Annotated in this window: 8 protein-coding genes; 4 read left to right on the top strand and 4 right to left on the bottom strand. The window is 72.4% G+C overall.

Features of this window, described 5'->3' with window-relative positions:
• Positions 1-55 precede the first annotated feature (55 nt).
• Together RBJ77_RS45785 and RBJ77_RS45790 are read left to right on the top strand one after the other, a co-directional pair.
• On the top strand, positions 56-2,653 hold the full coding sequence (locus RBJ77_RS45785) for a bifunctional FO biosynthesis protein CofGH (protein ID WP_372350369.1): 2,598 nt from the start codon (positions 56-58) through the stop codon (positions 2,651-2,653).
• 174 nt (positions 2,654-2,827) lie between these two features.
• On the top strand, positions 2,828-4,924 hold the full coding sequence (locus tag RBJ77_RS45790; RefSeq protein WP_372350370.1) for a LamG-like jellyroll fold domain-containing protein: 2,097 nt from the start codon (positions 2,828-2,830) through the stop codon (positions 4,922-4,924).
• A gap of 72 nt (positions 4,925-4,996) precedes the next feature.
• Here RBJ77_RS45790 and RBJ77_RS45795 read toward each other — a convergent pair whose 3' ends face one another.
• Together RBJ77_RS45795 and RBJ77_RS45800 are read right to left on the bottom strand one after the other, a co-directional pair.
• On the bottom strand, positions 4,997-6,574 hold the full coding sequence (locus RBJ77_RS45795; RefSeq protein WP_372350371.1) for an FG-GAP-like repeat-containing protein: 1,578 nt from the start codon (positions 6,572-6,574) through the stop codon (positions 4,997-4,999).
• 132 nt (positions 6,575-6,706) lie between these two features.
• Positions 6,707-7,780 (bottom strand): tyrosine-protein phosphatase, encoded by a 1,074-nt coding sequence (locus RBJ77_RS45800; protein ID WP_372350372.1) that lies wholly within the window; start codon positions 7,778-7,780, stop codon positions 6,707-6,709.
• Positions 7,781-8,021: 241 nt separating this feature from the next.
• On the opposite strand from RBJ77_RS45800, the gene RBJ77_RS45805 reads away from it, so the two are divergent.
• Positions 8,022-9,146 carry an ADP-ribosylglycohydrolase family protein gene (locus tag RBJ77_RS45805; RefSeq protein ID WP_372350373.1) on the top strand — a complete coding sequence of 375 codons (1,125 nt, stop codon included), beginning with the start codon at positions 8,022-8,024 and terminating at the stop codon, positions 9,144-9,146.
• A 101-nt stretch (positions 9,147-9,247) separates the two neighbouring features.
• Here the strand turns inward: RBJ77_RS45805 and RBJ77_RS45810 are convergent, their stop codons facing one another.
• Together RBJ77_RS45810 and RBJ77_RS45815 are read right to left on the bottom strand one after the other, a co-directional pair.
• Positions 9,248-10,813 (bottom strand): sodium:solute symporter family protein, encoded by a 1,566-nt coding sequence (locus RBJ77_RS45810; RefSeq protein WP_372350374.1) that lies wholly within the window; start codon positions 10,811-10,813, stop codon positions 9,248-9,250.
• 348 nt (positions 10,814-11,161) lie between these two features.
• Entirely contained in the window at positions 11,162-11,956 is a 795-nt protein-coding gene (locus RBJ77_RS45815) for an SDR family oxidoreductase (RefSeq protein ID WP_255974711.1), read from the bottom strand.
• Positions 11,957-12,092: 136 nt separating this feature from the next.
• Between RBJ77_RS45815 and RBJ77_RS45820 the strand changes: the two genes are divergently transcribed.
• Positions 12,093-12,929, top strand: coding sequence for a hypothetical protein (locus RBJ77_RS45820; protein ID WP_372350375.1), 837 nt, complete (start codon positions 12,093-12,095; stop codon positions 12,927-12,929).
• Positions 12,930-13,088 lie beyond the last annotated feature (159 nt).

Below are 13,088 nucleotides of genomic sequence, written 5' to 3' on the forward strand. Positions count from 1 at the left end.
CCACCCGAGCACGCCCGGAACCCCCGCCGACGTGATCCGCTCGTATGCTCGGTTCATGAGTGATCCGGACGCCGCACGACAGCAGAGCCAGCCCACCGCCAACTCGATGCGCCGCGCGCTCAAACGGGCCAGGGACGGCGTCGCGCTCGACGTCACGGAAGCCGCCGTACTGCTCCAGGCGCGCGGCGCCGATCTCGACGACCTGACCGCGTCGGCCGCCCGGGTGCGCGACGCGGGCCTCGAGGCCGCCGGACGGCCGGGCGTCATCACGTACTCGAAGAGCGTGTTCGTCCCGCTCACCCGGCTGTGCCGGGACAAGTGCCACTACTGCACGTTCGTGACCGTCCCCGGCAAGCTGCGCCGCGCCGGGCACGGGATGTTCATGTCGCCGGACGAGGTCCTCGACATCGCCCGCAAGGGCGCCGAACTCGGCTGCAAGGAAGCCCTGATCACCCTCGGCGACAAGCCCGAGGACCGCTGGCCCGAGGCCCGCGAATGGCTCGACGCGCACGGCTACGACGACACCATCGCCTACGTCCGCGCCATCTCGATCCGGATCCTGGAGGAGACGGGACTGCTCCCGCACCTCAACCCGGGCGTCCTGTCCTGGACCGACTTCCAGCGGCTCAAGCCCGTCGCCCCGTCGATGGGCATGATGCTGGAGACCACCGCCGAGCGCCTGTGGTCCGAGCCCGGCATGCCGCACTACGGCTCCCCGGACAAGGAACCGGCCGTCCGGCTGCGGGTGTTGGAGGACGCGGGCCGCTCGTCCGTCCCCTTCACCAGCGGGCTGCTCATCGGGATCGGCGAGACGTACGAGGAGCGCGCGGAGTCCCTCTTCGCGCTGCGCCGCGTCGCCCGCTCCTACCACGGCGTCCAGGAACTGATCATCCAGAACTTCCGCGCCAAGCCGGACACGGCGATGCGCGGCATGCCCGACGCCGAACTCGACGACCTCGTCGCGACCGTGGCCGTCGCCCGGCACATCATGGGCCCGGCGGGCAATCTGCAGGCCCCGCCGAACCTGGTCGACGGCGAGTACGCGCGGCTCATCGGCGCGGGCATCGACGACTGGGGCGGCGTCTCCCCGGTGACCATCGACCACGTGAACCCGGAGAAGCCGTGGCCGAAGCTGGCGGAACTGGCCGGGCAGTCCGCCGAGGCCGGCTTCGAGCTGCGTGAACGGCTGTGCGTGTACCCGGAGTTCGTGACCCGCGGCGAACCGTGGCTCGACCCGCGCCTGCTCCCGCACGTCCGCGCGCTGGCCGACCCGGACACCGGTCTCGCGATCGCCGACGCACCCGTCGTCGGCCGCCCCTGGCAGGAGCCGGACGAGGGGTTCGTCGCCTCGACCGGCCGCACCGACCTGCACCGCACCATCGACACCGAGGGCCGCACCGCCGACCGGCGCGACGACTTCGACGTGGTCTACGGCGACTGGGAGGCGCTGCGCGAGCAGGCGGCCCCCGGCATGGTGCCGTCCCGCATCGACGGCGATGTGCGCGAGGCGCTGGCGATCGCGGCCGACGACCCGACCCGGCTCACCGACGACCAGGCCCTCGCCCTGCTGCACGCGGACGGTCCGGCCCTCGACGCCCTGTGCCGGATCGCCGACGACATCCGCAAGACGGTCAACGGCGACGACGTCACGTACATCGTCACGCGGAACATCAACTTCACGAACGTCTGCTACACCGGCTGCCGGTTCTGCGCCTTCGCCCAGCGCCGCACGGACGCCGACGCGTACACCCTCTCCCTGGACCAGGTCGCCGACCGCGCCCAACAGGCCTGGGACGTCGGGGCGGTCGAGGTCTGCATGCAGGGCGGCATCCACCCGGACCTGCCCGGCACCGCTTACTTCGACATCGCGAAGGCCGTGAAGGAACGCGTGCCCGGCATGCACGTGCACGCCTTCTCCCCGATGGAGGTCGTCAACGGCGCGACCCGCACCGGGATGTCGATCCGCGAGTGGCTGACGGCCGCCAAGGAAGCGGGCCTCGACTCGATCCCCGGCACGGCCGCCGAGATCCTCGACGACGAGGTCCGCTGGGTCCTCACCAAGGGCAAGCTGCCCACGGCGACGTGGATCGAGGTCGTCAGGACCGCGCACGAACTCGGCATCCGGTCGAGCTCGACGATGATGTACGGGCACGTGGACCAGCCGCGGCACTGGCTCGGCCACTTCCGCACGCTGGCGGCGATCCAGCAGGAGACCGGCGGCTTCACGGAGTTCGTGACGCTGCCCTTCATCCACACCAACGCGCCGGTCTACCTGGCGGGCATCGCGAGGCCGGGCCCGACGACCCGGGACAACCGCGCGGTCACGGCGATGGCCCGGATCCTCCTCCACCCGCACATCCCCAACATCCAGACCAGCTGGGTGAAGCTCGGCACGGAGGGCGCGGCCGAGATGCTCCGCTCGGGCGCCAACGACCTGGGCGGCACCCTCATGGAGGAGACCATCTCGCGGATGGCGGGCTCGTCCTACGGCTCGTACAAGTCGGTCAAGGACCTGGTCGCGGTAGCGGACGCGGCGGGCCGCCCGGCGAAGCCGCGCACGACGCTGTACGGGCCCGTCCCGGAGGAGCGGGTCCGCACCGCCGCGGCGTCGGACGGGCATCTGCCGGAGCTGTTGCCGGTGCTGGGCGACTGAACCCTGGCCGGGACCTGGGGCGTCCGTCCTCCCAGGTCCCGGCTTTTATTCGCTCTCACGTGTCAGTACCTGCTGTTAGCCTCCTGCGACCCGCGGGCAGAGCGGGACGACAGGGGAGGGGTCAACATGCCTCGCAGTAGAAGGACTTGGAGCCGACTCAGACGGGCAGCCGTCGTGGGCTCGGCGACACTGACGGTCGTCGCGGCGCCGTCGGCGGCCCTGGCGGCCGACAACCTGCCGCCGTTGCGGCCACTCGTGCAGGATCTGAAAACCGGCGGCCAGGCGTGCGCCACGGGGGCGGAGCGGCCGTACGTCTCGGAGTCGCCGCGGGTGACCGCCGTGCTCTACGACCCCGAGAGCGACGACCAGCCCGCCGAGGGCAACTCCGTACAGGGCGAGTTCGAGGCCTGGTGGACGGATGCCGACGGCGCGGAGCAGCGCCGGACCCACACCTCGTACATGTTGCCGTCCGGCACGTCGGCGTACTGGCAGCTGCCCGACGACGTGCCGCCGAACACCGTCGTGTCCTGGCGCGTGCGGGCGAACGACGGCAAGGCGGTCTCCGCGTGGAGCTCCGAGGACGGCGGCTCCGTCTGCGAGTTCGTCTACGACGACGAGAACCCGGCGAAGCCGACCGTGTCCTCGACGGACTTCCCCGAGGACAGCCGGACCGCGCGCGTCGGGGAGTACGGCACCTTCACGGTGGACTCGGCCTCCGACGACGTCGTCAAGTACCGCTACTCGTACATCGGCAGCACCTACGAGACCGCGTCGCCGGAGAAGCCCGGTGGGCCGGTCAGTATCCGGTTCATGCCGGTGGACACGGGTCCGGAGACGCTGAGCGTGCAGGCAGTCGACCGGTCGGGCCGCATCAGCGGTCGCATCGACCACACGTTCGTCGTCGTGGCGGGCCGTGCGCCCGTCGCGCACTGGAACCTCGCCGACCCCGCGGGCACGAAGTCGGCCGCGGCGCAGGCGGGGCCTGCCGCCCGGGCCGGCACCGGTGTGGCGTTCGGCGCGGGGGCGCCCGACGGCACCGCGCTGAAGACCACCGCGAGCCTGGACGGTACGGGTCACGGATACCTGAGCCCGGACACGGCCGTGGTCGACACGCGGCGCACGTTCGCGGTGGGCGGCTGGGTCCGCCCGGCCGCCACGGACGCCGTGCGGACCGTGGCGAGCCAGGACGCCGACGGGGCTCCCGGCTTCACGCTCGGGCTGCGGCCCGGCAGCGACTCCGCACCGGTGTGGTCCTTCCGGATCGGCGGCGCGCAGGTCACCGGCGGTACTCCCGAGACCGGCGAGTGGGCCCACGTGCTGGGCCTCTACGACGCCGAGACGGGGCTCGCCACGCTGTACGTGAACGGCCACGAGGTCGGCACGCCGCAGAAGGCGGCGCCGGTCGAGGCCGCGGGCGCCTTCCAGATCGGCCGGGCCCGGGGCGCGGCCGGATACCGCGACCGCTGGCAGGGCGAAGTGGGCGATGTCCGGGTCTACGACCGCGTGGTCGTGCCGGCAGAGGCGGCCGAACTGGGCGCCCGCACAGCCCGGTTGGCAGGGCACTGGTCCCTGGAGAGCGCGGCGGACGGGGCGAGCCCGGAACTGTACGGGGGCGCGCCGCTGCAGCTGTCCGACGGCGCGACGATCCGCCGTGCCGTCGAGGACGACTGCGCGGTGAACCCGGACTGCGTTCCGTCGACGGACTACCCGCTCGTGGGCGACGGCGACCTGACTCTGGACGGCACGACCGGCCACGCCGCCACGGACCGGCCCGTCGTGGACACGGGTGACAGCTTCACCATCGGTGTGGTGGTCCGCCTCGCGGACAGCGACCCCGCGCACCCGATGACGGTGCTGTCCCAGGGTGGTGAGCACGCGGACGCGTTCAAGGTGCGGTACGTCCCCACGAAGCACGAGTGGCAGCTGGTCGTGACCGGAGCCGATGACAGCGGGGCGGCGGAAACCGTCGTCGCGCGCACGGCCTTGGCCGACGGCGGTGAGGGCCAGGGCCAGCGACTGGCGGTCGTGTACGACGACGCGACCGACCAGATCAAGCTCTACCTGGACGGCTACACGAGTGACGAGGCGACCGCGACCTTCCACGGTGCCTGGCACAGCGACGGCGGGCTGCAGGTCGGGCGCGGGCACGTCGACGGCGCGTGGGGCGAGTACCTGCGCGGCTCGGTCGACGAGGTGCACGCCTTCTCCGGTGCGCTGGACCAGTCCGACATCCTCGGTCTCGGCTTCGGCACCGAACCCTGCGTCTGCTGAGCACGAGCTGACGGGCGGACGTACCGGACGCGGCGCGTCCGCCCCGGTCGCGCTCGGCGAAGGCGCGGGGCCTCAGCGCAGCGTCGCGCCGAACCCCGTGCCCGACCGGGAGCCGGGGTCCGTGGCCGGCTCGCCGGTTTCCGGGGCGTGGACCGCGGCGGGTCCGAACGACACGACGTGCTCCGCGATCGGACCGGTGGGGCCGCCGGGCAGCACCCACACGGCGCCCGAGTCGCTGCGCGTGCCGTCCTCGCCGGCCGCGCCCACGGCGAGGTCCGCCGGTGCGCCCTTGGTCGCCGCGCGGAACGACACCGCCGAACCGAACAGGTCGCCGCGCTCGCCGTTGCCCGGCACGCCCGCGCTGTCCTGGGTGTAGGTGCGGGCGGGCGTGGCGCCCAGGCCGCGGCCCCGCATGCCCTTGAACACGTACACGGCGCCGGCGTCGGTGTGCCCCGCCGCGTCGTCGGTGCCGGGCGCGCCCACGGCGAGGTCGGCGCAGCCGTCGCCGTCGCCGTCGCCCGCGCCGAGGGCGGCGCCGAACTGGTCGCCCTGGTTCGTGGCGCCCGGTGTATGGTCGCCGGCCCGGCCGCCGCCCGGCGCGGTCAGGAACACGGCGGAGCCGCCCGGGCCCTTCGGCCCGCCGGACAGCACCCGCACCCGCCCGGCGCTGTCGACGGAGTCCTCCGACACCGCGCCGATGTCGTACGAGGCGAGGTCCGCGAAGCCGTCGCAGTCGAAGTCGCCGACGGCCGCGGCGAGTCCGTAGGACGTCACGTCCCTGCCCTTCGCCCGCAGCCCGTCCTTGCCGCCCGGATGGAACCGGTCCGGGTAGCTCATCTCCTCGAAGCCCTGCGAGGTGACGAGGTCGTCGCGGCCGTCGCCGTTCAGGTCGCCGACGACGACGTGCCGTGGCGAGCCGCTGTCCCCCCAATTTCCCTCGATCCTGCCGGACTTGCGCTGCCTGCCGTCCCGGCCGAACGGCCCGTAGAGCAGGCGCGTGCCGCCCGTCACCAGATCGGCGTGGCCGTCCCCGTCGAAGTCGCCGGTGGCCGTCTCGCCCAGGGACGGCAGCACGGTCACCTCTTCGAGCCCGATCCGCGACCCCCACAGCACGAGCGTCACGGGTCCGGCCTGCTGCTCGTCCCGGCCGGGTTCGTGGTCGCCCTCGGCGGACTCCCCGGCCCGTTCGTCGTCGGTCGACCCGATGTCGAGGGAGGCGACGAGGTCGGTGTTGCCGTCGCCGTCGAGATCCGCGGCGGTGACGTGCTCGCCGAACCGGTGGCCCTGGTCGAGCAGAGGCTTCAGCCGCGCGGGCACGGACGTCCCGCCGACCGCCACGAGCGTCTGCCGCCTGCGCCGCAGGTCGATCCCGTCCTCGCCCCCGTACACGACGACCACGGCCCCCGCCTGCTCGCGCCCCGACGCCGCGGTCCACGGGGCGGGCACGACGAGGTCGCCGTACCCGTCCCCGTTGAAGTCGCTCGTCGCGACCACCGCCTTCCCCTTCGGCCCCGCCGCCGCACTGCTCGGCGCGGCCGGCGACGGGGTGGGCGTGCGCCGGTCCCCGTCCCGGCCGCCCGTCTCGGACGAGCAGGCGGTGGCGAGGAGGGCGGTGATCGCGGTGAGGGCCAGGGCGGGTGCGCGACGCATGCCGCCGACGGTACGTCGGCTCCGGCCGCGCGAGGTCGGCTTCCCGTACCGAATTGGTGTCGAGTGGGGCTGGGCCGGGCGCGGGACGAGCTCCGGGACCGGTTCGCCGGGTAGCCCCGGCGGGCGGTCCGGTCAGACCAGCAGTTCGCGGCGCAGCTCGGCGAGCCCGCGCGCGTCCAGCCCCAGCGCTTCCTTCTCGTACGCCCGGAACGACCCGAACTCGTCCCGTACCTCGTCGAACCCGGAGTTCAGGTACTCGGCCCGCACGTCGAGCAGCGGCTTGTAGACCTTGGCCTGCTCCGGCGTCATCGACGCGAGCGCCGCCGCGTTGGCCCCGGCTCGGTAGTCGTTGGAGGCGAGGTAGTCGGCGGTCACCGTGTCGCGGGGGACGCCGAGGGCGGTGAGCAGGGCGGCGTTCGCCCAGCCCGTGCGGTCCTTGCCCGCCGTGCAGTGGAAGAGGGCGCCGTCGCCGCCGACGATGCCCGAGAAGACCTTGCGGTAGGCCGACTTGGCGGTGGCGCCGCTGACCATGAACTTCTCGCCGTCGGTCATCATGGCGACCGCGCCGGCCTCGGTGGTCGGCATCGTGGTCGTCATGTCGGAGCCGGCCAGTACGTCCGCGACGACGTACCGGGTGCCGGCGGGCACCCGGTCGGGGGCGGCGGCGCGCTCGCCGGCCGTCCGCAGGTCGTAGTCCGTGGTGATGCCGAGCCGCTTCAGCTTGGCGAGGTCGGCGTCGGTCAGCTTGTCCAGGGCGTCGGAGCGGTAGACCTCGCCCATCTTCACCCAGTGGCCGTCGCGGGTGCGGTAGCCGCCCGCGTCACGGAAGTTGACGGTGCCGTCGAGCTTGATGAGGCGGTCGGCGAGGTGCAGGCCCCGGCCGTGGTCGGGCACCAGGTCGAACCACTGACGGTCCGCGTGCGCGGGGAGCCCGGTGACGGTGACCCTGCCGGTCGACCCGCCGCTCGCGACCGTGCGGCCGCCCGCCCGGACGGCGACGTGCCGGGTGCCGGGGGCCTGCCAGGAGATCTCGTACGTACCGGGCGTCGCGGCGGCCGTCACCGTCGCGTGGGTGAACGGGATGCGGGCGGGGGCCGGGCCCGGGTGGGCGGAGGCGGCGGGCGCGGCGAGGGCGACGAGGAGTGCGGCGGCCGGGAGGGCGCCGAGGGCAGGAGCCGAGGTCCTGACACGAGTCATGTGCGTCATGGGGCGGATGTTTCGGGGCGCCGGGAAGCGGGGCGCGACGTGGTGGTGAACGGCCGGGGAAGGGCAGCGGGACGGACGGAGCGTACACCTTCGCGAACTGGGCGAATGCGGGCCGATCTGACCTCATGGGTGTCTCGTTACATACCAGGTGAGTTCGCTTGAGTCGCTGAAGCGAACGTTCCTGGTCGCGTCCGGTCGATTACAGTGCTGGCTGTCGGCCGGTCGTGACGGGAGGGGTCCCATGGGTGCACCGCCCGCAGCGGCCGTCTGGGGGCGCGCGGAGCAGCAGGACTTCCGCAGCCGCGTCCGCGGCGCCCTGCTCGGCACCGCCCTCGGCGACGTCCTCGGCGCCCCGCTCGACCAGCCCGCCCTGGAGGGCGCCGCCCCGGCCGAGCCCGCCGAAGCACTGCCGGGCCACCAGTTGACCCCCGCCTACGGCCGGGTGGGCGCGGTCACCGCCGCCACCCAGCTCGCCCTGTTCACGGTCGACGGCCTCATCCGCGCCCAGGTCCGCCGCGACACCGGCGCCTGGCACCCGCCCACCGACGTGCACCGCGCCTATCTGCGCTGGGCCGCCACCCAGCGCGACTGGGGGCCCGACGAGCGGCGCAAGGAGGACGGCTGGCTGGCCCGCGAGGAGTGGCTGTACTCGCGGCGCGGCGCGTCCCAGGCGCTGCTGCTCGGCCTCGGCAACGACGTGATGGGCACCCTCGACAAGCCCAAGAACCCGGACGCCACCGGCGCCGAGGCGGCGACCCGCTCCGCGCCCTTCGGGCTGCTGGTCGGCTGGGAGCCGCAGCTCGTGCTGCAGCTGGCCGTGGAGTGCGCGGTCCAGACGCACGGCTCGCCCGAGGCGTATCTGGCCGCGGGCGCCTACGCGGTGATCGTGCACGCCCTGGCGCGCGGCGAATCGCTCGACGCCGCCGTGCAGCGGGCGCTGGCGCTGCTTGCCGCGCGGCCCGGGCATCCTCCCGTGGCGGACGCGCTCAAGCACGCGCTCGGCGCCGTACGCCAGGGGATGCCCAATGCCGCGCGGGTCGGTGAACTCGTGGACGACGGGGGTGCGGTCGGGGCGTTGTCGGCCGCCGTGTACTGCGCGCTCGTGGGGGAGGACATCCGGCACGGGCTGGGGCTCGCCGTCCATCACGGCGGGCCGTCCGCGCAGGTGGGGGCGCTCTGCGGCGGACTGCTCGGAGCGCTGCACGGCGAGACGGCGCTGCCGCCCGCGTGGGTGGTCGAGCTGGAGGGGCGGGCCACGATCCTGGAGCTCGCCGACGACTTCGCGATGGAGATGACGCAGGGCGCGGCCCTGCACGGGCCCGGCGGTTCGTCGCCGGGGTGGCTGGCGCGGTATCCGCGGGCGTGACGGCGCGCGGGCCCGCAGGCGGCTGTCGCCTGCGGGCCCGGCGTGCGTGTTCCGGCGTGCGTGTTCCTCGTGCGTGAACCTCGTGCGTGCTCGTCCCGCGGTCAGAGGCGCTGGACGTCGTCCTGCGCGCCCGCCGGGGACGGGATCGCCGCCGCGGCCGAGTCCGAGCCGTCGTCGTCGGTGTTGATCCGCTCGATGAGGGCGTCCCGCTCGGGGGTGTCCTCCGGCTTGATGTAGCCGACGACGATGTAGAGGACCAGCGAGACGGCCAGCGGGATCGACACCTGGTACTGGAGCGGCACGCCGCCCTCGACGCTCCAGTTGATCGGGTAGTTGACCAGCCAGAACGCCAGCAGACCGAGACCCCAGCCGGTGAGCGCCGCGGTCGGGCCCGACTTGCGGAAGGTGCGCAGCAGACCCAGCATCATGGGGATCGCGATCGGGCCCATGAGACCCGCGACCCACTTGATGACGACGGTGATGATGTCCTTGAACGTGGGCGAGTTGACCTGCGTCGCCACCGCCATGGACAGACCGAGGAAGATGACCGTCGTCAGGCGCGCCGCGATCAGGCCCTTGTGCTCGTTCCACATCCGCGCCTTCGCGGACAGGACCGGTGCCACGTCACGGGTGAAGACGGCCGCGATGGCGTTGGCGTCGGAGGAGCACATGGCCATCGTGTGCGAGAAGAAACCGACGATGACGAGACCCAACAGGCCGTGCGGCAGCAGCTGTTCGGTCATCAGGGCGTACGAGTCGGAGCCGTCCGGCTTCTGCGCGTGGACCAGCAGCGGCGACATCCACATCGGGAAGAAGAGGACGACCGGCCAGACCAGCCAGAGGGCCGCCGACAGCTTCGCCGAGCGCGCCGCCTCCTTCGCGGAGCCCGTCGCCATGTAGCGCTGGGCCTGGTTGAGCATGCCGCCGTTGTACTCGAAGAGCTTGATGAAGAGGAACGCGAGCAGGAAGACCGTCCCGTACGGGCCGACGAGCGGCTTGCCGTGCCCGGCCAGCTCCGGCTCGTCCCAGACGCCGAAGAAGCCGCCGTGCGGGCCGAGCTTGCTGACGACCGCGACGAACATCGCGATGCCGGCCAGGAGCTGGATGACGAACTGGCCCAGCTCGGTGAGCGCGTCGGCCCACAGTCCGCCGATGGTGCAGTAGATCGCGGTGATCACACCGGTGATCAGGATGCCCTGGTTGAGGGACACACCTGTGAACACCGACAACAGGGTCGAGATCGCGGCCCACTTGGCGCCCACGTCGACGATCTTCAGCAGCATCCCGGACCAGGCGAGCGCCTGCTGGGTGGGCAGGTTGTAGCGGTTCTTCAGGTACTCCAGCGGGGACGCCACGTGGAGCCGGGAGCGCAGCCGGTTGATGCGCGGCGCGAACAGCCGCGCGCCGATGGCGATGCCGAGCGCGATCGGGAAGGACCAGGTGACGAAGGACGTCACGCCGTACGTGTAGGCGATGCCGGCGTAGCCGGTGAACATCACCGCGCTGTAGCCGGACATGTGGTGCGAGATGCCGGACAGCCACCACGGCATCTTTCCGCCGGCCGTGAAGAAGTCCGAGACGTTGTCCACACGCTTGTGGGACCAGACGCCGATCGCGATCATCACGCCGAAGTAGCCGATGAGCACGGCCCAGTCGAGACTGTTCATGTGCCCCCTCCAGGGGTCCGCCTTGTGAACGTTGCGGCTCTTCGTCAGTACGTCCGTTTCAGCGGGCGCCCCCGTGCGGAGTGGGGACTTTGGGGATTGAACCCCTTGTTCGGCGGGCCGGTCAAGGGTTCCAGAGGTCACGGATGTGAACCGAGATCAGCAAGTCGAACGATTTTGCTTTTTCGTGACCAGGAGGGGAGTTGTCGTGAACGTGACCTGGCCCACACCATGGGCGGGCACTTCGTCAGTGCCCTCGACAGCCGCGCAGACGGAAACGACCGCACGGGATGCGGGTCCCGTGCGGTCGCGTGGAAGGAGCGTCAACTCCCCCTACCTGTACATGAATGGTCAGTGCATGAGCTCGCCGGCGTTCACCAGGAGCTGCTGGCCGGTGATGGCGCGGGCCCGGTCCGACGCGAAGAAGACCGCCGCGTCGGCCACGTCGCCGTCGGTGGCGAGCTCCGGCAGCGCCATCCGCTCGGTGAGCCGCCCCAGGACCTCGTCCTCCGGCACGCCCTCGGTGTGCGCGGTGAACTGGACGTAGGCCTGCACCGGCGGCCCCCACATCCAGCCGGGCAGCACCGTGTTGACCCGGATGCGGTGCGGGCCCAGCTCCCGCGCCAGGGAGTACATCGCGCTCGTCAGGGCGCCCTTGGACGCCGCGTACGCGGCCTGGCGCACCTGGGAGGGCGCGGCCACCGCCGACTGCGTCCCGATGATGACGACGGAGCCGCCGCGCTCCTTGAGGGCGGGCAGGCAGGCCCGGGTCATCCGCAGGGTGCCGAGCAGGTTCACGTCGACGACCTCGCGCCAGGTGTCGAAGTCGGCGTCCTCCAGGCCCCCGAAGTAGCTGTCCCACGCGGCGACGTGGACCACGGCGTCCACCCCGCCGAACCGCTCGCGGGCCAGCTCCGCGAGGGCGGCGCACTGGGTCTCGTCGGTGATGTCCGTCGCCCGGTACGCCGTCCGCGTCCCGGCCGGGTCCAACTCCCCGGCGGACTTGGCCAGGTTGGCCTCCGTGCGCGCGCCGAGCACCGCGTTGCCGCCGTCCCGCACCACGGCCGCCGCCACCTGGTGGCCGAGCCCGGCGCCGACCCCCGAGACGATCACGGTCTTTCCGGCGAGCAGCTCACCATTCCCCATTGGACGCCTCCAGGCTCTGGCCATCTTTCTGACGGGGCGTCAGAGTATGGGCGTCAGGCGGAGGTTGGAAGGCCCAGAACCGGAAGCCGGAGCTGGAACCGGAAGCGGGGCTGGTACCGGAAGGGGAGCAGCGGGAATGGACACGCACAGCGAGACCTACGCGGAACTGGCGGCCGTCGGCCCGTACGGGGTGCGCCCGGGGCACGCCCTGATCACCATGGTCGAACCGCACCCGGGCCACGAGTACGCGTACAACCGCTGGTACGAGGACGACCACTACTACGCCGGCGCGATGGCCATGCCGTGGATGTACGCGGGACGCCGCTGGGTGGCCACCCGCGATCTCCAACTCCTGCGCTACCCGGAGAAGTCGGCGGTCGCCGAGCCGGTCACCGCGGGCTGCTACATCTCCACGTACTGGGTCACCGAGGGCCGCTACGACGACCACATGAAGTGGACCGTCGGCATCAACAAGCGACTCAACCGGGACGGGCGCGTCTACCAGGACCGCACCCACGTGTTCACGGCGTTCCAGGACCACGAGGCGACGGTCTACCGGGACGGGGCGGCCGGTCCGCGCGACTTCCACGCGCTCGACCATCCGTACGCGGGTCTCGTCGTGGAGGTCATCGACGTCGAACGGGCCGAGCAGCGGGCCGGTCTGCTGGAGTGGCTGCGCGCGCGGCACCTGCCCAAGGTGCTCGCCGGTTCACCGGCGGCGATGGTCACGCTGTTCCGGCCGACGCCGCTGCCGGGGGACCGGATGACCTATGTGAAGCAGGTCGAGGGCGTCGACACCCGGCTGACGCTGCTGTGGTTCCTGGAGGCCGATCCCCGCGAGTGCTGGCAGGAGCACTTCGCCGGGCTCGGGGAGCAGGTGGCGGGCGCCGGGCTCGGGGCGCGGGTGGAGCTGGTGGCGCCGTTCGTCCCGACGGTGCCGGGGACGGACCGCTACGTCGACCGGCTGCGCTGAGCGGCCGGGAACACGGCCGAGCCCCCTCGGCTAGGACGGCGGGCCAGTCGAGAGGGCTCCTACTGTGACGCGTGTGGTGCATGTGTTGCTTTGTGGTGCAGGTAACGCATGTGGTGCTTTGTGGTGCATATGCGATTGTTGTGCCGTTCTTCACTCAGA

This window comes from Streptomyces sp. KL116D (genome assembly GCF_030766975.1).
Taxonomy (GTDB): domain Bacteria; phylum Actinomycetota; class Actinomycetes; order Streptomycetales; family Streptomycetaceae; genus Streptomyces; species Streptomyces longispororuber_A.